The sequence below is a fragment of the Stenotrophomonas maltophilia complex sp. Om-AH-Sm3 genome (assembly GCF_059337855.1).
Genome location: NZ_JBYBLQ010000008.1, coordinates 188330 through 209048 on the forward strand (window position 1 = coordinate 188330; position 20719 = coordinate 209048).

Sequence of the window (20719 nt, forward strand, 5' to 3'; positions counted from 1 at the left end):
AAGCACCTGATGCCCGGCTGCAGGATGAACGCGCCTCAGCGGAAATCCTGGTGGCAGGCCCGGCAATCGGCCTGCAGCGTTTCCACGAGCTGGGCCAAGGCCCTGCAGTCGCCTGGCGGTGCGGCCAGCGCCGTGTTGAGGTTGCCGCGAAGTCGGCTGGCGTGCTGCTGGAACTGCGTGCTGTCCTTCAGCCCGGAGAACGCCAGGTCCAGGTCATTGGACAACAGGCGTAGTGCCTGCAGCCGCGGCACGCTGTCGGCCAGGCTGCAGCGGTTCTGCTGCTGAGCCTGCTGCAGCAGCTGCGACTGCCGCTGCATCACCTGCATCAGGCTGTCCGGGAACGGGTCGCGACGCGCCTGCAGGGCGCGGCCCACCATTACCGTGGCGACCAGGCCGATCAGCAGGCCCAGGCACAGTACGAACAGGTAGCGATGGGCAGGGGACAGGCGGCGGGGCGGGCTGGCGTTCATGCGGGCTCTCCGGGCGTGCAACGGTGGGTTCGACGCCGGCGTGCTTTGGGCGCTGGCACCTGCACGTTAAAATAGCCCGATGAACGAACAGGTCAAACAACGCTTTGCCGGCATCGAACGGCTGTATGGCGTGGGTGCGCTCGAGCGCCTGCAGGGCAGCCGCGTGGCGGTGGTCGGCATGGGCGGCGTCGGCTCGTGGGTGGTGGAGGCGCTGGCCCGTTCGGCGGTCGGTCATCTGACCCTGATCGATGCCGACGACATCTGCGTGTCCAACACCAACCGGCAGCTGCCGGCGATGGAAGGCAATTACGGGCGCAACAAGGCCGAGGCGATGGCCGAGCGCTGCCGTGCGATCAATCCGGGGATCGACGTCGATGCCGTGCAGGCATTCCTGACGATGTCCAACATGGCTGAGCTGCTGGACCGCGGGTTCGATCTGGTGATCGATGCCTGCGACAGCTTCCGGGTCAAGGTCGAGACGATCGCCTGGTGCCGCCGCCGCAAGCTGCCGCTGCTGACCGTCGGCGCTGCCGGTGGCCGCACCGACCCGACCCTGGTACGTATCCGCGATGTCTCGCGCACCGAGCATGACGCCATGCTGGCGCTGATCCGCAAGAAGCTGCGCAGCGAGTTCAACTTCCCGAAGAACGCCAAGCGCTATTTCGGCGTGCCGGCGGTGTATTCGCTGGAGAATGTGAAGTACCCGCAGGCCGATGGCAGCGTCTGCGGCATTCGTCCGAACCTGGGTGCCGATGCGGCGTTGAAGCTGGACTGCGGCGCCGGTCTGGGCGCGGCGACCCACATCACCGGCGCGTTCGCCTTTGCGGCGGTGGGCAAGGCGCTTGAGATGCTGCTGGAGCCGAAGAAGGCGAAAACCGAGGTGACCGAGGCCCACGCCGACGCGTGACGGTGGTGCCGGCCGCTGGCCGGCATCGGGTTCGTCGCCGTCGTTACAGCGTGCCGGCCAAGGTCGGGCCCCCGCCGTCACATTGCCGGCAGCGCGAACAGCCGCCGTGCATTCTCTGTCGTGGCCTGTGCCAGGGCCTCCAGCTCCATTCCGCGCAGCGCGGCCACGTGCCGGGCAATGGTTGCCAGCCGTGCCGGTTCGTTGCGCTGGCCGCGGACCCCTGCGTCGGGCTGGTCGGGCGCGTCGGTTTCCAGCAGCAGCTGCTCCAGCGGCATTCCGCGTACCAGCCGTTGCAGGCGCTGCGCCCGCTCGTAGGTCAGCGGACCGCCAAGGCCCAGCAGGAAGCCGTGCCTGTGCAGTTGCGCGGCCTGTTCGGGGCTGCCGGAAAAACTGTGCACCACGCCGCGCAGGCCGCCGACGCGACGGATCGCGGCGATCACCGCATCCACCGCGCGTCGCGCGTGCACGATCACCGGCAGATCGAATTCTCGCGCCAGTTCCAGCTGGCCGATGAAATACGCCTGTTGAGCCTCGGCATCCAGTCCTTCGACGAAGAAGTCGAGGCCGCATTCGCCGATCGCGCAGGGGCGTTCGCGCTCGATCCACTCGCGCAGCAGTGGCAGGTGCCCAGGCTGGTGATCGGCCAGGAACATCGGGTGCAGGCCGAAGGCCGGATGCAGCCCGGGCGCCTGCTGGCAGACCTCGCGCAGTTTCGGCCAGCTGGCAGCGGTGACCGCTGGCACCACCTGTTGGCGCACACCCACGGCCTGCGCCCGCTCGATCACCGCGGCACGGTCAGGATCGAACGCGCTCGCGTCGAGGTGACAGTGGCTGTCGACCAGCACGCTCAACGCTGTTCCAGCGGCGGTGGCGTGGTGGCGTTGCGGCTCTTCCAGTTCGCCAGCAGCAGCGTGCCGAAGCCCAGCACCAGCTCATCGATGAACGGGATCGGGTCCGGGATGAACAGCGTCAGCACGAACAGGCCGGCGGTGAGCTTGAACAGGGTGGGGTAGCGCAGCCGGCGCGCCCATTGCAGTACAGGCAGCAGCATCGGGTTGGCCATGGCGGGGATCCTCGTGGGGAATATGCAAACGCTACCACGGGCCCTGCATTTCCCGATGCTGAATGGGTTACAGCAATGAGCAGGAAATGTGGAGATTCCGTTCAGGCAGCGCGTGCTGCAATCTGTCCCGAGAACGTTGCGGATGGTCCGCAAGGAGCAGGTCATGAAAAGCACAACTACAACTGTCCTGGTCGCAGCGGGCGCGCTGCTGGTGGGTGGCATCGCCACCGCCGCCTTCATGAAGAGTGGCGATCGCTCGCCCGACTCCATCAGCGCCGCAACCCCCAATGGCGAGTCGCGCCTGGTCGATGGCAACGCCACCGACGATGGCGTAAGTGGTGACAAGCTCGACCCGTCGGCGCCGCGCGGGCTGGAATATGCCGATGTGCTGAAGGTCGACCCGATCACCGAGAAGCAGAAGGCCTATGCCACCGTGATCGGCACCGATCCGGTGCGCGAGACCTCCACGACCCAGACCCCGCACGAGGTCTGCCAGGACGTGACGGTGCAGGAGCGCCTGCCGGAGCGTGATGGCAACGTCGGCGGTACCGTGGTCGGCGCGGTGGTGGGTGGCCTGCTCGGCAACCAGGTCGGTGGCGGCAACGGCAAGAAGGCCGCGACCGCAGCCGGTGCGGTGGCCGGTGGTTTCATCGGCAACCAGATCGACAAGCGCCATGTGGGTGGTCGCGTGGTCAATCGTACCGAGCGCCAGTGCCACACCGAAACCGCAACGTCCGAGTCGAGCCGCGTCACCGGTTACAACGTGACCTATCGCAACGAAGACGGCACCACCGGCACCATGCGCATGGCCAGCAAGCCGGGCAGCCGCATCGCCATGGGTACCAATGATGTGGTGAAGGGCTACAACGTGACCTATCGCTATGATGGCGCCGAGAAGACCGTGCGCATGGACAACAAGCCGGCCAGCGATCGCCTGCCGGTGGTCGATGGCCAGCTGGTCACGCAGACCGCTGCTGCCGGCGCCACTGCGGCCACGCGCCAGTAATCCAGAACACCCTGCTGCACCCGACGGGCCGGCTCATGCCGGCCCGTTTCGTTGTGCGCACGGGCATTCATCCGTGGGGAAAGGGAATCGACCATGATGGATGCCCCCCTTCGACAAGGAGTCGGCATGAGCATCTTCGACCTGCGCCTGGAAACCGAGCGGCTGATCCTGCGCCCGCTGCTGCGCGAGGACTACGAACCGTACCTGGCATTCTGTGCCGACGAGGAAACGATGCGCACCCTGGGGGGTGTTCAACCGCCCTCGGTGGCATGGCGCGGCTTCTGCAGCCTGGCCGGTGCCTGGCAGCTGTTCGGCTTCTCGATGTTCAGCGTGATCGAGAAATCCAGCGGTGACTGGATCGGCCGGATGGGACCGTGGCAGCCGCAGGACTGGCCTGGAACCGAGGTCGGCTGGGGTATTCGGCATGCGAGCTGGGGCCGGGGCTATGCACCGGAAGCGGCGGTTGCCGCCATCGACTGGGCATTCGACACGCTGGGCTGGGACGAGGTGATCCACACCATCGCCGAGAACAACGACAACTCGAGGGCGGTCGCGCGCAAGCTCGGCAGCACGCTGCTGCGCATGGGTGAATTGCCGCCGCCGTACAACGACAAGCCGATGCAGATCTGGGGCCAGTCGCGCGAACAGTGGTGCCAGCGCACGCGCTGAGCGTTGCAGGTAGTGCCGGCCGCTGGCCGGCAACCTCGATGTGGCAGGATTCGTGCGATTGCCGGCCAGCGGCCAGCGTTACCGTGGTGCCATGCTGCATCCGCGCTTGGCATTCACCGGCGGGCTTGCCAGACTGCGTGCAGCTGGCCGCCGGCCGGATCCGAGGAATCAGGCAATGGTGGAAGAGCGCGTCCCGTTGACGGTGCATGGCATGTCGGGGTCCGGCAATTGCCACAAGGTCCGCCTGCTGCTGGAGCAGCTCGGCAGCCGCTACCGCTGGGTGGAAGTGGACAGTGCCCATGGCCAGACCCACACCGCCGAGTTCCTCGCGCTCAATCCCAACGCCAAGGTGCCGTTGATCGTCCGCGACGATGGCCGCGTGTTGACTGAATCCAATGCGATCCTGTTCTGGTTGGCCGAAGGGACGCCCTACCTGCCCACTGACGGTTGGGAACGCGCGCAGGCATTGAGCTGGATGTTCTTCGAGCAGTACACGCACGAGCCATGCGTGGCGGTAGCGCGCTTCATCCGCGGATGGACACCGCCCGATTCACCGCGCCGTGCTGAACTGCCACGCCTGCACGAGCGTGCCGCCACCGCGCTGGCCGTGATGGAGCAGCACCTGCGCGAAGCGCAGTGGTTCACCGGCAGCGCATACGGCATCGCCGACATTGCGCTGTTCGCCTATACCGACGTGGCAGGCGAGGGCGGCATCAGCCTGGCGCCCTTCCCGGAAGTGCGCGCCTGGCTGCAGCGCGTGCGTGCGCAGCCGCGCTTCGTGGCGATGCCAGCGGTGACCGCCGAGGTGCGCGCGCGCTTCGAGGCCGCCTGATCCCACAGGATAGTGCCCGGCGCTGCCGGGTGGAACGCAACAACGACACGGAGGGTGTTCGATGTTTGCTGTGGTTCCAGATCCGATTCCTGCGCGCATGCGCGTGCTCAACCGCGCCGAAGTGTGCGACGCCAATTTCCTCGACGCGGTGCGTGGCTGGCGAGGCACACCGCGCGCACGTCCTGCGCCGGACGCGCCGATCCTGCCGGGCAGCACCCTCAGCGCTGCGGCCTTCGGTGAGCTGTTCGATTCGCAGCTGGCCAGCCGCCAGCTGGACCTGATGGCGCGCGTATTGCGCGTGCAGAACAAGGTCTTCTATACCATCGGGTCGTCCGGCCATGAAGGCAACGCGCTGCTGGCGCGGGCCTGCCGGCATACCGACCCCGCATTCCTGCACTATCGCTCCGGCGCCTTCATGGTCGAGCGCTCGCGCCAGGTGCCGGGCATCGACCCGTTGCGCGATGCGGCGCTTTCATTCGCGGCCAGCGCCGATGACCCGGCCAGTGGCGGCCGGCACAAGGTGTGGGGCAGCAAGCCATTGTGGGTATTGCCGCAGACCTCGACCATCGCCTCGCACCTGCCGAAAGCGCTGGGCACCGCGCTGGCCATCGAGAGCGGCAAGCGGCTGGGCCATGCGCTTCCCATTCCGGCCGACAGCATCGTGCTGTGCTCGTTCGGCGACGCCTCGGCCAACCATGCCACTGCGCAGACCGCATTCAACACCGCGATGTGGGCGGCCTACCAGAAACTGCCGGCGCCAATCCTGTTCGTCTGCGAGGACAACGGGCTGGGCATCTCGGTGAAGACGCCGGACGGCTGGATTGCCGAGCGCTTCAGCCACCAGCCAGGGCTGGACTATTTCTTTGCCGATGGCCTCGACCTGGCCACCGGGCACGCCCAGGTGCAGGCCGCAGCGGACCACTGCCGACGGACGCGGCGACCGACCTTCCTGCATCTGCGCACCACGCGCCTGATGGGCCACGCCGGCACCGACTTCGAGGTGGAATGGCGTGCATTGCCGGAATTGTGCGCGGCCGAGGCACAGGATCCGCTGTTGCGCTCGGCGCAGATCGCGCTGGAATCGGGCTGGATGGATGCAGGCGCCATCGAAGTGGCCTACGAGACGATGCGCGCGCGCTGCATGGCCGCCGCTGCCGATGCCGAAGGCCGTGCGAAGCTGCAGTCGCTGCAGGAGGTCATGGCGCCATTGGCACCCTATACGCCCGCAGCGGTGCAGGCCGAAGCCCGGCGCGAGGTCGCCGACGAAGCGCGCGAGGCACTCTATGGCGGTACCGAGGCCTTGCCGGAACGACAGGCGCCACGGCATCTCGCGATCCAGATCAACCACGGCCTGCTGGAACTGCTTGCGAAGTATCCGCAGAGCCTGCTGTTCGGCGAGGACGTGGCTCAGAAGGGCGGTGTCTACACCGTCACCAAGGATCTGCTGCGCCGCTTCGGTCCACGCCGGGTGTTCAACACGCTGCTGGATGAAACCATGATCCTGGGCATGGCGCAGGGCCTGGCCAACCTGGGCATGCTGCCGATTCCGGAGATCCAGTACCTGGCCTACCTGCACAACGCCATCGACCAGCTGCGTGGTGAAGCCTGTTCGCTGCAGTTCTTCTCCAACGACCAGTACCGCAACCCGATGCTGGTGCGGGTGGCCGGGCTGGGCTATCAGAAGGGTTTCGGCGGGCACTTCCACAACGACAACTCGATCACCGCGTTGCGCGACATCCCCGGGCTGGTGGTCGGCTGCCCCTCGCGCGGCGACGATGCGGTGATGATGCTGCGCACGCTGGCTGCGCTGGCGCGGGTGGATGGGCGCGTGGCGGTGTTCCTGGAGCCGATCGCGCTGTACATGAGCAAGGACCTGCACGAAGCGGGGGATGGCCAGTGGCTGTTCGACTACCCGGCACAGGGCCGGGCGCTGGTGCCGGGCGAGGGCCGGGTCTATGCACCGGAGGCCGGAGACCTGGTGATCTACACCTATGGCAATGGCGTGCCGATGGCGTTGCGCGCGGCGCGGGCGATCGAGCAGCAGCTGGGCTGGCAGGTGCGGGTGGTCGACCTGCGCTGGCTGGTACCGTTGGATGCCGGCTTCATCGCGGCCCAGGCCGCGAGCGCGCGGCGGGTGCTGGTGCTGGACGAAGGCCGCCACAGCGGCGGAGTGGGTGAGGGCGTGGTCACGGCACTGGTCGAGGCCGGCTTCGGTCACCTGCCGCTGCGCCGCGTCTGTGGCGCCGACACCTACACGCCACTGGCAGGGGCAGCAATGTTCGGGCTTCCAAGCGACAATGCGGTGATTGGCGCCGCCCTCGACCTGGCGCAGGAACCCTGATGCATGTGTGGATTGGCGGGAATGTTGTTGCCGGCGCCGCTGGCGTCGGCCGAGGCGCTGCAGGCGCAGGCGCTGGCCATGGGCCAGGCGCTGCACCATCGCGGGCCGGATGATGGCGGCAGCTGGGTCGATGCCGAGGCGGGCATCGCGCTGGCGCATCGACGCCTGAGCATCCTCGACCTGTCCCCGCTGGGCCACCAGCCGATGGCCTCGGCGGACGGCCGCTACGTGATGGCCTACAACGGCGAGGTCTACAATTTCGCGGCCCTGCGTGAACAGCTGGAGCCGCTGGGGCACACCTTCCGCGGCCATTCCGACACCGAAGTACTGCTGGCGGCGATCCTGCAGTGGGGCGTCGAAGACACCCTGCAGCGCTGCAACGGCATGTTCGCCATCGCGCTGTGGGACCGTCAGGATCGTTGCCTGTGGCTGGCCCGCGACCGCGTCGGCAAGAAGCCGCTGTACTACGGCTGGGCCGGCGACACGCTGGTGTTCGGTTCGGAACTGAAGGCGCTCTGGCAACACCCGGCGTTCGACAACGACATCGACCGCGATGCGCTCACCTTGCTGCTGCGGCTGGATTACATCCCGGCGCCGCACAGCATCCACCAGCGCTGCTACAAGCTGATGCCGGGCCGGGTGCTGCGGCTGGATGCAGCGGCTGTGGCCGCAGGCGCCGCGGCACACCGCCCGGAGCAGGCGCAGCGCCCGTACTGGGATGCGCGCGCACGCATGCAGGCGGCGTTGGCCGCCCCGTTCCAGGGCCGCATCGAGGAGGCCGAGGAACAGCTGGACACGCTGCTGCGTGATGCGGTGGCGCTGCGCATGGTGGCCGACGTGCCGGTCGGCGTATTCCTGTCCGGCGGCACGGACTCATCGCTGGTGGCGGCGCTGATGCAGGCGCAGAGCGGGCAGCCGGTGCATAGTTTCAGTATCGGCTTCACCGACTCGGGACATGACGAAGCACCGCTGGCCAGGGAGCTGGCGGCTCACCTCGGCTGTGATCACACCGAGTTGTACGTCAGTGGCGCCGACGCGCTGGCGGTGGTGCCGCAGTTGCCGGCGATGTTCGATGAGCCTTTTGCCGATGCGTCGCAGGTGCCGACCGCGCTGGTCGCACGGCTGGCGCGGCAGGGCGTGACCGTCGCGCTGTCCGGCGACGGTGGCGACGAGCTGTTCTTCGGCTACACCCGGTATGTACGCGCGCTGCGCAACTGGCAGATGCTCGGACGCGTGCCGGGGCCGCTGCGGCGCTGGATGGGCGCACGCTCGCAGCAGCAGGGCGAGGCCTCACGGACCGGTGGCCTGGCCGCGCTGCTGGCCGAGACCGGCGCACGTGGCATCGGCGACGTCTACCGCAACCGCATCTCGCGCTGGCGCGATCCTGCCGCGGCGGTGCCCGGCGCGCAGGCCGCCGGCAGCTTCTACGACCTGGCCGATCCGCTGCACGGCGCGGGGACACCGGCCGATGCGATGATGCTGGCCGATTTCGTGACCTACCTGCCCGATGACCTGTTGTGCAAGGTCGACCGGACCTCGATGGCGGTCAGCCTGGAGGCGCGCGCGCCATTGCTGGACTGGCGCGTGGCCGAGTTCGCCTGGTCACTGCCGCTGGGCTTCAAGCGCAGTGAGACGACCAGCAAGGTGCTGCTCAAGCGCGTGCTGGGCCGTTACGTGCCGCATTCAATGGTGCACCGTCCCAAGCGCGGTTTTGGCGCACCGGTCAGTGACTGGTTGAAGGGCGACCTGCGACCCTGGGCAGAGGACCTGCTGCAGCCGGCGCGGCTGGAGCGTGAGGGCGTGCTGTCGGCGGCGGCGGTGAAGCCGCTGTGGCAGCAGTTCCTGGGGGGGCAGCGCAAGTGGCATACCCACTTGTGGAACGTGCTGATGTTCCAGGCCTGGCAGGCGCATTGGCGGCAGGCGCGGACCGGCGTGACCGGCGGCTGATCTTCACCGGATGGCACGGGCCTGGCGACTAGGCTGGGCCTCCCGCACCGTGAGGAGTATGTCCCGATGTCCGTCCCCACCATCGCCGTGTTCGTTGGCAGCCTGCGCAAGGATTCCTGCAACCGCAAGCTGGCCCATGCGCTGGAGAAGCTCGCCGGTGATCGCGCGCGCTTCCAGTACGTGCAGATCGGCGATCTGCCGTTGTACGACCAGGATTTCGACGCTGATTATCCGCCGCAGGGCACCCGGCTGAAGGATCAGGTGCGCGCCGCCGACGCGGTGCTGTTCGTGACACCCGAGTACAACCGGTCGGTGCCCGGCGTGCTCAAGAACGCCATCGATATCGGATCGCGCCCGTACGGTGACAGTGCGTTTGCCGGCAAGCCGGCGGCGGTGATCGGCGCCTCCATCGGCCAGATCGGTACCGCCGTGGCCCAGCAGCACCTGCGCAACAGCCTGGCCTTCCTGGACATGCATGTGCTCGGCCAGCCCGAGGCATTCATCCACTTCAAGGACGGCCTGATCGATGCCGATGGCACGATCCACAACGAAGGCACGCAGAAGTTCCTGCAGGGCTACGTGGACCGGTTCCTGGCGTTGATCGCAGTGCACGTCAAGGGCGATTGACGCCTGCGGGTCAGAGTCCCCCGCGTCGCAGGGGATCCGACCCCGGGGCGCTGATCTGCGATAATGTCCCGCTCGGGCGCCGCAACGGCGCCCGTCGCAGGCAGTGCGACGCTTTCACGCCAGTCTGGCCAGGTACCGGCGGATATCCCCCGTTTTCCCACGGCTTATCCACAGGCTTGTCCATGGCTGCCGGGGTCGGCACATGCCTACACTCGTCTGGCCCACTTTTGCAGGAAACACCGCAGCATGTCCGCTCGTCCCGGCTTCCGTTCCAACCGCAGAGAGCGCGGTGATGGCTTCGATCGCGATCGCGACGAGTCGCGCATCGACCAGTTGCGGGTACCGCCCCATTCGGTGGAAGCCGAGCAGGCGGTGCTGGGTGGCCTGATGCTGGCGCCCGAGGCGTATGACCGTGTCAACGACCAGCTGACCGAAAGCGACTTCTATCGTCGCGATCACCAGATGATCTATCGTGCGATCCGCGAGCTGTCCGAGCGCGAACGGCCGTTCGACGCGGTGACGCTGGGCGAGTGGTTTGAATCGCAGGGCAAGATGGAACTGGTGGGTGACGGCGCCTACCTGATCGAACTGGCCAGTACCACGCCGTCAGCTGCCAACATCGTGGCCTACGCCGAGATCGTGCGCGACAAGGCGGTGCTGCGGCAGCTGATCCAGGTCGGCACCGACATCGTCAACGACGGTTTCCAGCCGGAGGGGCGTGACAGCAGCGAGCTGCTGGCCTCGGCGGAAAAGAGCGTGTTTGCAATCGCCGAACAGGGTGCGCGTGGCCGTACCGATTTCGTGGCCATGCCCGGTGCACTGAAGGATGCCTTCGAGGAGCTGCGCAACCGCTTCGAGAACGGCGGCAACATCACCGGCCTGCCGACCGGTTACAACGATTTCGACGCGATGACCGCTGGCCTGCAGCCGACCGACCTGATCATCCTCGCGGCGCGCCCGGCAATGGGCAAGACCACCTTCGCGCTGAACATCGCCGAGTACGCGGCCATCAAGTCGAAGAAGGGCGTGGCGGTGTTCTCGATGGAAATGTCGGCATCGCAGCTGGCGATGCGCCTGATTTCCTCCAATGGACGCATCAACGCGCAGCGCCTGCGTACCGGCCAGCTGGAAGACGAGGACTGGAGCCGCGTCACCAGCGCGATCAAGATGCTGAAGGAAACCAAGATCTTCATCGACGACACGCCGGGCGTGTCGCCTGAAGTGCTGCGTTCCAAGTGCCGCCGCCTCAAGCGCGAGCATGACCTGGGCCTGGTGGTGATCGACTACCTGCAGCTGATGAGCGTGCCGGGCAACAGCGAGAACCGCGCGACCGAAATCTCGGAAATCTCGCGTTCGCTGAAGGGACTGGCCAAGGAACTGAACGTGCCGGTGATCGCGCTTTCCCAGCTCAACCGCTCGCTGGAAACGCGTACCGACAAGCGCCCGGTGATGGCCGACCTTCGCGAATCGGGCGCAATCGAGCAGGACGCGGACATGATCGTGTTCATCTACCGCGACGACTACTACAACAAGGAAAACTCGCCGGACAAGGGCCTGGCCGAAATCATCATCGGCAAGCACCGTGGTGGTCCGACTGGCTCGTGCAAACTGAAGTTCTTCGGTGAGTACACCCGCTTCGACAACCTGGCCCACGATTCGGTCGGTTCGTTCGAGTAACGGTCATGCCGGCCGCTGGCCGGCAACCACCACCGGGCGCTGAGAGCCAAGGCACCGGCAGGAGCCGCTGTCAGCGCGGGTTCCATGCGGTCGCCTCGAAGCGCAGCCGGGCGTGGGCGTGGCGTTGCACTGCGCTGGATCGGTTTCATCGCCGCCAGCCCGGTTTCGTCGCAAACCGTTTGCCGGCGCCAGGGCAGGGCGCCAAGGTGTCCGCAGGCGGCAGGGTGCCGCCCCAAGGAGGCCGTGATGAAGACCCTGTTCGCGCTCGGTGTGTGGTGCCTGCTGTTCGTACTGTGCTGGCCGCTGGCGATCCTCGCCCTGATCGCCTGGCCGTTCGTGTGGCTGCTGAGCCTGCCGTTCCGACTGGTCGGCATCACCTTCTCGGCGCTGTTCGCCTTCCTGCGCGCGCTGTTCATGCTGCCGGCGCGCATGCTCGGTGGCCGGGCGGTGCCCGCATGAGGGCAGTGGCGCTGGTCGGTCTGGCCCTGTTGGCGGGCCCGGTACTGGCCGCACCTCCAGCACCGCCTTCGGTGTGGCTGGAGCGCCAGCAGGCAGCCGGTGCCGACGAAGCGAATGCTGCGGGGGCGAAGCCTCTGGCGGTACCCGAGGCCAGGGAGCGCTGCCGGGTCACCAAGGAATGGAAGGTCGGCGAGACGGTGGTGCAGCATCGGGTCTGTGAGGATCCACCGAAGAGGCCGGCTGGTAAGGCGTAGCGCCGAGCCCATGCTCGGCGCTACAGGGAAACGGGCAACAAAAAACCCCGCCGAGGCGGGGTTTTTCATATCCGGGTGATGCTGGCCAGCGGCCAGCACTACCGGACGATCAGTTCGCTTTGTGGATGGCGCGCTTGCTGACCGCCATCGCGGCGTCGTGGATCACTTCCGACAGCGACGGGTGGGCGTGGCAGATGCGGGCCAGGTCATCGGCCGAGCCGCTGAACTCCATGGTCAGCACGCCTTCGTGCACCAGTTCGGAGACGTTGGCGCCAACCAGGTGCATGCCGAGGATGCGATCGGTTTCGGCATGGGCCAGGATCTTCACGAACCCCGCCGGCTCGATCATCGCTACGGCACGGCCGTTGGCGGCGAACGGGAAGCTGCCGGCCTTGTACGGAATGCCCTCGGCCTTCAGCTGGGCTTCGGTCTTGCCGACCCAGGCCAGTTCCGGCTCGGTGTAGATGACCCACGGGATGGTGTCGAAGTTGACGTGGCCCGGCAGGCCGGCGATCAGCTCAGCCACCGCGATGCCTTCCTCGAAGCCCTTGTGCGCCAGCATCGGGCCGCGCACGCAGTCGCCGACCGCCCACACGCCGTTGACGCCGGTGTGGCAGTGCGCGTCGACTTCGATCTGGCCGCGCTCGTTGACCTTGACGCCGGTGCCTTCGGCCAGCAGGCCCTTGGTGGCGGCGCGACGGCCGACGGCCACCAGCAGCTTGTCCACGGTCAGGGTCTTTTCGCCTTCCGCGTCAGTGTAGGTGACGATGACTTCCTTCTTCTTGCCCTTGCCGGTGATCTCGGTCTTGGAAACCTTGGCATTGAGCTTGATGTCCAGGCCCTGTTTCTTGAATTCCTTGGCAGCGGCCTTGGCCACTTCGGCGTCGGCAGCCGCCAGGAACTCCGGCATGGCCTCAAGGATGGTGACTTCAGCGCCCAGGCGCTTCCACACGCTGCCCAGTTCCAGGCCGATCACGCCGGCACCGATCACCGCCAGGCGGTTCGGCACTTCGGTGAAGTCCAGGCCGCCGACGTTGTCGACGATGGTCTCGCCGTCGAACTTGGCGAACGGCAGTTCGATCGAATCCGAACCGGCCGCGATGATGACGTTGGTGCCCTTCAGCTCGACTTCCGAACCGTCGTGCTGCTTCACCTTGACCACGTTGCCCGGCTGCAGCTGGCCGAAGCCGTAGTAGGCGGCGACCTTGTTGGCCTTGAACAGCATGCCGATGCCGCCGGTGAACTGCTTGACGATCTTGTCCTTGCGGCCAATCATCGCCTCGACGTCGATCTTGGCATCCTTGAAGCTGATGCCGTGGTCGCCAAAGATGTGGCCCATGTTCCAGAACTGGCGCGAGGAATCGAGCAGCGCCTTGGACGGGATGCAGCCCACGCGCAGGCAGGTGCCGCCGAGGGCCGGCTTGCCGTCCTTGCCCAGCGCTGCGTCGATGCAGGCGGTCTTCAGGCCCAGCTGGGCCGCGCGGATGGCAGCGTGGTAACCGGCCGGGCCGGCACCGATGACGACGACGTCGAATTGTTCAGCCATTGAATTATTCCTTGATGCATTACCAGAACCCCTCCGCGCAGGCGCGGAGGGGCGGGATGTTTCTTACAGGCCGAACAGCATGCGGCCCGGGTTTTCCAGCTGGTTCTTGATGTCCACCAGGAACTGCACCGAGTCCTTGCCGTCGATGATGCGGTGGTCGTAGGACAGCGCCAGGTACATCATCGGCGCGATCACGACCTGGCCGTTCTGGGCGATCGGACGCTCCTTGATGGCGTGCATGCCCAGGATGGCGCTCTGCGGCGGGTTGATGATCGGGGTCGACAGCAGCGAACCGAAGGTGCCGCCATTGGTCACGGTGAAGGTGCCGCCCTGCAGTTCTTCCAGGCCCAGCTTGCCGTCACGTGCCTTCTTGGCGTAGTCGGCGATGGTCTTCTCGATGTCGGCGAACGACATGCGCTCGACGTTGCGCAGGACCGGCGTGACCAGGCCCTTCTCGGTCGACACGGCGATCGAGATGTCCGAGTAGCCGTGGTAGATGATGTCGTCGCCGTCGATCGAGGCGTTGACCAGCGGGAAGCGCTGCAGCGCATTGGCAGCGGCCTTCACGAAGAAGCTCATGAAGCCCAGCTTGATGCCGTGGGCCTTGACGAACTCGTCCTGCAGCTCCTTGCGCGCCGCCGACACCTTGGACAGGTCGACTTCGTTGAAGGTGGTCAGCATGGCGGTGGAGTTCTTCGACTCCATCAGGCGCTCGGCGATGCGCTTGCGGATGCGGGTCATCGGCACGCGCTCTTCCGGACGTGCACCACCGGCCTTGCCGGCGCCGCCGTTGCGGGCGAAGTTGACGATGTCTTCCTTGGTCACTGCACCACGACGGCCGGTGCCGTCGACGTCGGCCGGGTTCACGCCTTCGGTGATGGCGGTGAAGCGGGCGCCCGGCGGCAGGGTGTCGGCGGCCGACTTGGCAGCCGGAGCCGGAGCGGCGGCAGCGGCCGGAGCAGCGGCGGCCGGTGCGGCTTCAGCCTTCTTCTCTTCAGCGGCCGGGGCCGGAGCCGCAGCCACGGCGCCTTCTTCGATGATCGCCACGACCTGGCTGGAGGTCACGGTATCGCCTTCCTTGAACTTGATTTCCTTCAGCACGCCGTCAACCGGCGACGGCACTTCCAGCACGACCTTGTCGGTTTCCAGGTCAAGCAGGTTTTCGTCGCGCTTGACGGCGTCGCCCACCTTCTTGTGCCAAGTGGCGATGGTGCCGTCGGCGACGGATTCGGGCAGTACCGGGGCTTTGACTTCGGTGGCCATTGCGGGAGCTTCCTGGTTTGTCTTCTAAATAGGGGGAGGATTATTCAGCGAACGTGTCGTTGAACGGGTTGACCAGTGCGTCGGCAATCAGCTGCTGCTGCTCGCGGACGTGGTCAGCCATGTGACCGGCAGCCGGCGACGCCGAACGTGCGCGACCGGCGTAGTGCAGGTTCTGGCCATCGGCCAGGCAGAACTGCAGATGGTGGCGGATCTGGTACCACGCGCCCTGGTTCTGCGGTTCTTCCTGCGTCCACACCACGTCGGTGGCCTTGCCGTACTTCTTCAGCTCGGCAGCCAGCAGCGCACGCGGGAACGGATACAGCTGCTCCACGCGGATGATCGCCACGTCGTCCTGGCCACGCTTGGTCTGGTCTTCCAGCAGGTCGTAGTAGACCTTGCCCGAGCACAGCACCACGCGCTTGACCTTCTTGGCATCGGCATTGGCGTCGCCGATCAGGTGCTGGAACTCGCCATTGGCCAGTTCGTCCAGGGTCGACACGGCCAGCTTGTGGCGCAGCAGCGACTTCGGCGACATCACCACCAGCGGCTTGCGGGTGGTCATGTGCAGCTGGCGACGCAGCATGTGGAAGGCCTGCGCCGGGGTCGACGGCACGACAACCAGCATGTTCTCCAGGGCGCACAGCTGCAGGAAGCGCTCCAGGCGCGCCGAGCTGTGTTCCGGGCCTTGTCCTTCATAGCCATGCGGCAGCAGCAGGGTCAGGCCGGAAATGCGGCCCCACTTGGCTTCACCGGCGGCGATGAACTGGTCGATCACCACCTGGGCGCCGTTGGCGAAGTCGCCGAACTGGCCTTCCCAGATGCACAGCGTGTTCGGATCGGTGGTGGAGAAACCGTACTCGTAGGCCATCACCGCTTCTTCGCTCAGCAGCGAGTCGATGACGGTGGCCTTCTCCGGCGAATCCACCAGCTGCCGCAGCGGCATGTAGTAGTTGTCGGTCTTCTGGTCGTGCAGGATCGCGTGGCGGTGCGTGAACGTACCGCGGCCGACGTCCTGGCCGACCAGGCGCAGCGCGTGGCCTTCGTCGAGCAGGGTGGCGTAGGCCAGGTTCTCGGCAAAGCCCCAGTCGCCCGCGATCTCGCCGGCGGCCATCTTGCGGCGGTCGTCGTAGACCTTGGCCACGCGCGAGTGCAGCTGCACTTCGTCCGGGATGGTGTTGATCAGCTTGGCCAGCTCGACCAGCTTGTTCTTCTCGACCTTGGTCGAGACCGGGTCGGACAGCTTGCCTTCCAGCAGCTTCGGCCAATCGACGAACAGCGGGCTGGTCGGCGGAGTCTTCTCGACCTTGGCCAGCTCGGTGGTCACTTCACCGGCGTCCAGCTTCTCGCGGTAGGCATCGACCATGGCCTTGCCGGCACCGGCGGCGATCACGCCCGCCTTTTCCAGCTGCTCGGCATACATCTCGCGGGTGGTCGGGTGCTTGCGGATCACCTGGTACATCAGCGGCTGGGTGATCGCCGGCTCGTCGGCCTCGTTGTGGCCCCAACGGCGGTAGCACATCAGGTCGATGACCACGTCCTTGGCGAACTTCTGGCGGAACTCGAAGGCCAGCTGCGCGGCGAACACGACGGCTTCCGGATCATCGCCGTTCACGTGCAGCACCGGGGCGGCGATCATCTTCGCCACGTCGGTGGCATAGCGCGTGGAGCGCGTGTCCAGCGGGTTGGAAGTGGTGAAGCCGACCTGGTTGTTGACCACGATGTGCACGGTGCCGCCGACGGCGAAGCCGCGGGCCTGCGACATCTGGAACAGCTCCATGACCACGCCCTGGCCGGAGAAGGCCGCGTCGCCGTGGATCAGGATCGGCATGACCTGCTTGCGTGCGGTGTCCTTGCGGCGCTCCTGGCGCGAACGCACGGAACCGGCCACGACCGGGTCGGCGATTTCCAGGTGCGACGGGTTGAACGCCAGCGCCAGGTGCACCGGGCCACCGTCGGTGGCCACGTCGGCGGAGAAGCCCATGTGGTACTTCACGTCGCCGGCCGACGCGTGCTCGTCGTGCTCGAACTTGCCTTCGAATTCGTCGAACAGCTTGCGCGGGTTCTTGCCCAGGGTGTTGACCAGCACGTTCAGGCGGCCGCGGTGGGCCATGCCGATCACCACGTCCTTGACGCCATCCTTGCCGGCGCTGCGGATGATGGTGTCCATCATCGGGATCAGCGAGTCGCCGCCTTCCAGCGAGAAGCGCTTCTGGCCGACGTACTTGGTGTGCAGGTAGCGCTCCAGGCCTTCGGCCGCGGTCAGGCGCTCCAGGGTGCGGCGCTGGGTGTCAGCGTCCAGCTGGTAGTTGCCACCGGCCGCTTCCAACTTCTTGTAGATCCACTGGCGTTGCTCGACCTCGGAGATGTGCATGAACTCCGCACCGATCGAGCCGGTGTAGGTCGCCTTCAGGCGTGCGAGCAGGTCGCGCAGCTTCATGCGCGGCTGGCCGCCGACGCCGCCGGTGCTGAACTCGCTGTTGAGATCGGCATCGGACAGGCTGTGGAACGGCAGGCCCAGGTCCGGGGTGTTCACCGGCGCGGCCAGGCCCAGCGGATCGAGGCGGGCGTCCAGGTGGCCGCGCGAGCGGTAGGCGGTGATCAGACGACCGACATTGCGCTCGCGCTCGTCGCCCGCACCGGTGCCGGTGCCAGCTTTCAGCGCATCCTTGGCCGCGTCCGCGATGTGGGAGATGACGGCCGAGTGCGGAATGTCACCTGCTTCGCGGCCCTTGAAGCCGTCGAAGTAGGTTTTCCATTTGGGATCGACACTATCCGGGGAGACCAGGTACTGCTCGTACAGGTCCTCGACATAGGAGGCGTTGCCGCCGGCGAGTTGCGAAGATTGCGCAAACTGCTTCAGTTGATTGTCCACGATGGAGGGTGTTGATTCGCTTTGTGGGGTATGGCTTCAGAAGGACCCGGCAGGAAGATGAATAGCCCTGCGCGGGCGCGTTCAAACAGCCAAATTGTACCCCCAACGGGACACGAAGGGGCACCACTGCGGGCATCCCACGTCCGCCGGTGCCGGTTCCAGACAGGTTGGGTCAGCGGCGCCGGCTCAGATGCCGAGCGCGCGCAGTTCGCTGCAATCGCGCGAACGGTCCCAGACGCGCTGCAATTGCTGCCCGAACGGCTGCGAACGTGCCGGCAGCGCGATACCGGCCTCGCCGTCGAGGCGATGGCCGATCAGACGAAAGTAGAAGTCGCCCGCATCGTTGAGCAGGCAGGAAGAGGCCAGCGCGCGGTCGACCGGGTCGCTGACCTCGCGGAACTGGATCACGCTTGGCAAGCGCTGGGCCAGCGCCAGCAGCGGTGCCCCGGCAGAGGCGATCGCAGCGGCATCGTGCACGATCACCCGCAGCTGCTTGTCGTGGCGGGCGGTGACGAAGCGGCGCAGGGCGGCCTGCACCGGCGCCGCGTCGAGCAGTCCCGGGTCCAGCTGGCGGCTGTGCAGCCACAGCTGGCGGCGGGCGCGGTGGACGATGGCCGTGGTGATGGCCACCGCCTCGGCGCGGCGGACGATCGCGCTGGTCGCGCCCAGCCGGCGGCGCATCTGCTGGTGGCCGATGCCGGCCTCCTCGAACACCTCGCCTTCCGGCAGGAAGCCCTGGCGGGCATAGAAATCGCGGGCGGGCAGTTGGGCGTGCAGGTGCAGCTCGGCCAGGCCGAGCCTGCGCCCGGCCTCGACCAGTGCCTCCAGCAGGGCCTCACCGACCCCGTGGCTGCGATGGCTGGCCAACACCGCCATGCGGCCGATGCGGCCGTCCGGGGCCAGCCGACCGGTGCCGACCGGCTGGTTGTCACTGTCCAGCGCCAGCACATGGGCGCTGAGCGGGTCCAGCGCATCGCGTTCCAGTTCCGCGGCGATGCCCTGTTCCTGCACGAACACGCGTTGGCGCACGTCGTGGATGGCAACGTGGGCGTCGGCGTGGCTGACCTGCTGGACCCGGATCATGGTGAGGGCTCAGGCCCGGCCAGTGCTGTCGTCTTCGTCGTCGTCCTCGAAGTTGACGATGACCTCGATACCGTCGTCGTGCACGGTCACGGAGTGGACATCGTCGGACACCGCGTCGGCGTCGATCGCGTCGACGCGGTCACGGCCTTCGACCACTTCGCCGAGGACCACGGCGTCTTCGCCGTCGTCCTCCTCTTCAGCGTCGTACACCTCGTTCGGATCGATCAGCTGGAACACGCCACCGGCCAGCAGCTGCTGGAGCACGGCACGGCCCTTGTCGGACAGGCCGCGATAGGCGGCGGCGTCGAGCTGCTCGGCGCCGGCCAGGCGCTGCGCGTCCTTCACCGGCAGCGCGAAGTCCTGACCACTGACGTACAGGCTGGCGCCGCGCTTGGCCCGGCGCCAGGCCAGGCGTGCCCACGGATGACGCTGCAGCAGCAGGCCCGAGGCCAGCGCCTGGACCACTTCCTCCGGTGCCGGTGCGGCCTGGTGGGCCATCACTTCGCCGGCGGCGCGGTAGGTGGTGATGAAGCGACCGAACCAGTCACCCAGCTTGTCCGGATCGTTCATGCGGATGGCGTTGAGCGCGGTGATCACCCGCGCCATCGCCACCGTGTCGATTTCGTTCGGGTCGGCCGGCACCTTGAGGTCGGCATCCTGGTAGCGGATGTTCTCGTCGGCATCGGCGATCAGGGTGTCCAGGTAGTCGCTGATCAGTTCGGCCGACGATGGCGCGCGCATGCCGAAGGAGAAGGTCAGGCAGGGGTCTTCGGCGACGCCGTGGTGCGGCACGTTCGGCGGCAGGTAGAGCATGTCGCCCGGCGCCAGCACCCAGTCGTGGGTCGGCTTGAACACCTTCAGCAGCTTCAGTTCCACGTCCGGGCGGAAGCCCAGCGGCGGCTGCTTGCCCTTGATCGATTCGCTGGCGTCGATCTGCCAGCGGCGGTGGCCGTGGGCCTGCAGCAGGAACACGTCGTACTGGTCGACATGGGCGCCGACCGAGCCGCCGGTAGCGGCGAAGCTGATCATCACATCATCCATGCGCCAGCGCGGCAGGAAGCTGAAGTGCTCGATCAGGGCGCGCACATCCGGGTCCCACTTGTCCACGTCCTGCACCAGCAGGGTCCAGTCGTGGTCGGGCAGGGCGGGGAACACGTCTTCCTGGAACGGGCCGGTGCGCACGCGCCAGCCGTCCCGGGTCTTGTCGTGCTCGATCAGGCGCGCCAGCACGCCTTCCTCGCAGGCCAGCCCGGCCAGGTCTTCCGGCTGCACCGGGGTCTGGAAGTTGGGGAAGGCGTTGCGGATCAGCAGCGGGCGTTTCTGCCAGAAGTCGCGCAGGAAGGTGGCCGGCGCCATGCCCAGCGGCTGGCCGGGGCGGGCGGTGACTTCGATGAGGGGGGCGGAGGACTTGCGGGCGGCCATGGGGGGGAATCCTTGCAGCGGAAAGCGGGAGGGGCGGCGTGGCGGGCCGCCAAGGTCTCCATTGTCCGCCGTTCGTGGGGATTGCGCACGTGCGGTGGTTTGTCGCGGGGTGTCCGGCCAACGGCGGAGCCCCTCGTGGCGACATCTTGGTAGGGTCGACTGTTAGTCGACCGGCTTCATGGGCTTGGCCGGGCGGGTGGGCTGCGCGGGGGACGCTGCAAGTACGTCCCTGTAAGCTTGGCCGCCGCATCCATGCGGCGGCCAAGCTTACAGGGACGTAC

The 20719-nt window shown here is 67.0% G+C and carries 18 protein-coding genes; 10 read left to right on the forward strand and 8 right to left on the reverse strand.

Going from position 1 to position 20719, the window contains the following annotated elements:
• Window positions 1-35: 35 nt before the first annotated feature.
• Window positions 36-470, reverse strand: a complete 435-nt coding sequence (locus AC10QF_RS12085) for a cytochrome c (RefSeq protein WP_069139752.1) — start codon at window positions 468-470, stop codon at window positions 36-38.
• Between the two features lie 79 nt (window positions 471-549).
• On the opposite strand from AC10QF_RS12085, the gene AC10QF_RS12090 reads away from it, so the two are divergent.
• Window positions 550-1377, forward strand: a complete 828-nt coding sequence (locus AC10QF_RS12090) for a tRNA threonylcarbamoyladenosine dehydratase (RefSeq protein ID WP_070490495.1) — start codon at window positions 550-552, stop codon at window positions 1375-1377.
• Between the two features lie 77 nt (window positions 1378-1454).
• Here AC10QF_RS12090 and AC10QF_RS12095 read toward each other — a convergent pair whose 3' ends face one another.
• Window positions 1455-2228 (reverse strand): TatD family hydrolase, encoded by a 774-nt coding sequence (locus AC10QF_RS12095; RefSeq protein WP_164229668.1) that lies wholly within the window; start codon window positions 2226-2228, stop codon window positions 1455-1457.
• Window positions 2225-2440, reverse strand: a complete 216-nt coding sequence (locus AC10QF_RS12100) for a DUF6116 family protein (RefSeq protein WP_005417541.1) — start codon at window positions 2438-2440, stop codon at window positions 2225-2227. The genes AC10QF_RS12095 and AC10QF_RS12100 overlap by 4 nt, the downstream gene beginning before the upstream one ends.
• 163 nt (window positions 2441-2603) lie before the next feature.
• On the opposite strand from AC10QF_RS12100, the gene AC10QF_RS12105 reads away from it, so the two are divergent.
• The 9 genes from AC10QF_RS12105 to AC10QF_RS12145 all read left to right on the forward strand — a co-directional run bounded on the left by AC10QF_RS12105 (window position 2604) and on the right by AC10QF_RS12145 (window position 12252).
• Window positions 2604-3446, forward strand: coding sequence for a glycine zipper 2TM domain-containing protein (locus AC10QF_RS12105; RefSeq protein ID WP_494542266.1), 843 nt, complete (start codon window positions 2604-2606; stop codon window positions 3444-3446).
• Between the two features lie 126 nt (window positions 3447-3572).
• The gene (locus AC10QF_RS12110; protein ID WP_494542267.1) at window positions 3573-4115 is read left to right on the forward strand and encodes a GNAT family N-acetyltransferase; all 543 of its coding nucleotides are present in this window, start codon (window positions 3573-3575) and stop codon (window positions 4113-4115) included.
• A gap of 175 nt (window positions 4116-4290) precedes the next feature.
• Window positions 4291-4947, forward strand: a complete 657-nt coding sequence (locus AC10QF_RS12115; protein ID WP_494542268.1) for a glutathione S-transferase family protein — start codon at window positions 4291-4293, stop codon at window positions 4945-4947.
• A gap of 61 nt (window positions 4948-5008) precedes the next feature.
• On the forward strand, window positions 5009-7288 hold the full coding sequence (locus AC10QF_RS12120; RefSeq protein ID WP_494542269.1) for a transketolase C-terminal domain-containing protein: 2280 nt from the start codon (window positions 5009-5011) through the stop codon (window positions 7286-7288).
• A gap of 3 nt (window positions 7289-7291) precedes the next feature.
• Window positions 7292-9235, forward strand: a complete 1944-nt coding sequence (asnB, locus tag AC10QF_RS12125; RefSeq protein WP_180883875.1) for an asparagine synthase (glutamine-hydrolyzing) — start codon at window positions 7292-7294, stop codon at window positions 9233-9235.
• A gap of 66 nt (window positions 9236-9301) precedes the next feature.
• Window positions 9302-9862, forward strand: a complete 561-nt coding sequence (locus tag AC10QF_RS12130; RefSeq protein WP_049410520.1) for an NADPH-dependent FMN reductase — start codon at window positions 9302-9304, stop codon at window positions 9860-9862.
• A gap of 246 nt (window positions 9863-10108) precedes the next feature.
• Window positions 10109-11539, forward strand: coding sequence for a replicative DNA helicase (locus AC10QF_RS12135; RefSeq protein ID WP_005417526.1), 1431 nt, complete (start codon window positions 10109-10111; stop codon window positions 11537-11539).
• Window positions 11540-11785: 246 nt separating this feature from the next.
• Window positions 11786-11998, forward strand: coding sequence for a hypothetical protein (locus tag AC10QF_RS12140; protein ID WP_005417525.1), 213 nt, complete (start codon window positions 11786-11788; stop codon window positions 11996-11998).
• Complete coding sequence (locus tag AC10QF_RS12145; RefSeq protein WP_494542270.1) at window positions 11995-12252, forward strand: hypothetical protein; 258 nt, start codon at window positions 11995-11997, stop codon at window positions 12250-12252. The genes AC10QF_RS12140 and AC10QF_RS12145 overlap by 4 nt, the downstream gene beginning before the upstream one ends.
• A gap of 109 nt (window positions 12253-12361) precedes the next feature.
• On the opposite strand, the gene lpdA is transcribed toward AC10QF_RS12145, so the two are convergent.
• The 5 genes from lpdA to AC10QF_RS12170 form a co-directional block, all read right to left on the reverse strand.
• Window positions 12362-13798, reverse strand: coding sequence for a dihydrolipoyl dehydrogenase (gene lpdA / locus AC10QF_RS12150; RefSeq protein WP_005417523.1), 1437 nt, complete (start codon window positions 13796-13798; stop codon window positions 12362-12364).
• Window positions 13799-13861: 63 nt separating this feature from the next.
• Entirely contained in the window at window positions 13862-15061 is a 1200-nt protein-coding gene (sucB, locus tag AC10QF_RS12155; RefSeq protein ID WP_053499860.1) for a dihydrolipoyllysine-residue succinyltransferase, read from the reverse strand.
• A gap of 40 nt (window positions 15062-15101) precedes the next feature.
• A complete protein-coding gene (locus AC10QF_RS12160) occupies window positions 15102-17933 on the reverse strand; it encodes a 2-oxoglutarate dehydrogenase E1 component (protein WP_053499858.1) in 2832 nt (943 codons plus the stop codon).
• A gap of 186 nt (window positions 17934-18119) precedes the next feature.
• Window positions 18120-19016, reverse strand: a complete 897-nt coding sequence (locus AC10QF_RS12165; RefSeq protein ID WP_494542271.1) for a GNAT family N-acetyltransferase — start codon at window positions 19014-19016, stop codon at window positions 18120-18122.
• A 9-nt stretch (window positions 19017-19025) separates the two neighbouring features.
• Entirely contained in the window at window positions 19026-20438 is a 1413-nt protein-coding gene (locus AC10QF_RS12170) for a ribosomal protein uL16 3-hydroxylase (protein WP_494542272.1), read from the reverse strand.
• Between the last annotated feature and the right edge of the window lie 281 nt (window positions 20439-20719).

Excerpts from the sequence above, each read along its gene's own strand:
- AC10QF_RS12085 (WP_069139752.1), bottom strand. The coding sequence starts at position 470 with ATGAACGCCAGCCCGCCCCGCCGCCTGTCCCCTGCCCATCGCTACCTG.
- AC10QF_RS12090 (WP_070490495.1), top strand. The coding sequence starts at position 550 with ATGAACGAACAGGTCAAACAACGCTTTGCCGGCATCGAACGGCTGTAT.
- AC10QF_RS12100 (WP_005417541.1), bottom strand. The coding sequence starts at position 2,440 with ATGGCCAACCCGATGCTGCTGCCTGTACTGCAATGGGCGCGCCGGCTG.
- AC10QF_RS12105 (WP_494542266.1), top strand. The coding sequence starts at position 2,604 with ATGAAAAGCACAACTACAACTGTCCTGGTCGCAGCGGGCGCGCTGCTG.
- AC10QF_RS12110 (WP_494542267.1), top strand. The coding sequence starts at position 3,573 with ATGAGCATCTTCGACCTGCGCCTGGAAACCGAGCGGCTGATCCTGCGC.
- AC10QF_RS12115 (WP_494542268.1), top strand. The coding sequence starts at position 4,291 with ATGGTGGAAGAGCGCGTCCCGTTGACGGTGCATGGCATGTCGGGGTCC.
- AC10QF_RS12120 (WP_494542269.1), top strand. The coding sequence starts at position 5,009 with ATGTTTGCTGTGGTTCCAGATCCGATTCCTGCGCGCATGCGCGTGCTC.
- asnB (WP_180883875.1), top strand. The coding sequence starts at position 7,292 with ATGTGTGGATTGGCGGGAATGTTGTTGCCGGCGCCGCTGGCGTCGGCC.
- AC10QF_RS12130 (WP_049410520.1), top strand. The coding sequence starts at position 9,302 with ATGTCCGTCCCCACCATCGCCGTGTTCGTTGGCAGCCTGCGCAAGGAT.
- AC10QF_RS12135 (WP_005417526.1), top strand. The coding sequence starts at position 10,109 with ATGTCCGCTCGTCCCGGCTTCCGTTCCAACCGCAGAGAGCGCGGTGAT.
- AC10QF_RS12140 (WP_005417525.1), top strand. The coding sequence starts at position 11,786 with ATGAAGACCCTGTTCGCGCTCGGTGTGTGGTGCCTGCTGTTCGTACTG.
- AC10QF_RS12145 (WP_494542270.1), top strand. The coding sequence starts at position 11,995 with ATGAGGGCAGTGGCGCTGGTCGGTCTGGCCCTGTTGGCGGGCCCGGTA.
- lpdA (WP_005417523.1), bottom strand. The coding sequence starts at position 13,798 with ATGGCTGAACAATTCGACGTCGTCGTCATCGGTGCCGGCCCGGCCGGT.
- sucB (WP_053499860.1), bottom strand. The coding sequence starts at position 15,061 with ATGGCCACCGAAGTCAAAGCCCCGGTACTGCCCGAATCCGTCGCCGAC.
- AC10QF_RS12165 (WP_494542271.1), bottom strand. The coding sequence starts at position 19,016 with ATGATCCGGGTCCAGCAGGTCAGCCACGCCGACGCCCACGTTGCCATC.
- AC10QF_RS12170 (WP_494542272.1), bottom strand. The coding sequence starts at position 20,438 with ATGGCCGCCCGCAAGTCCTCCGCCCCCCTCATCGAAGTCACCGCCCGC.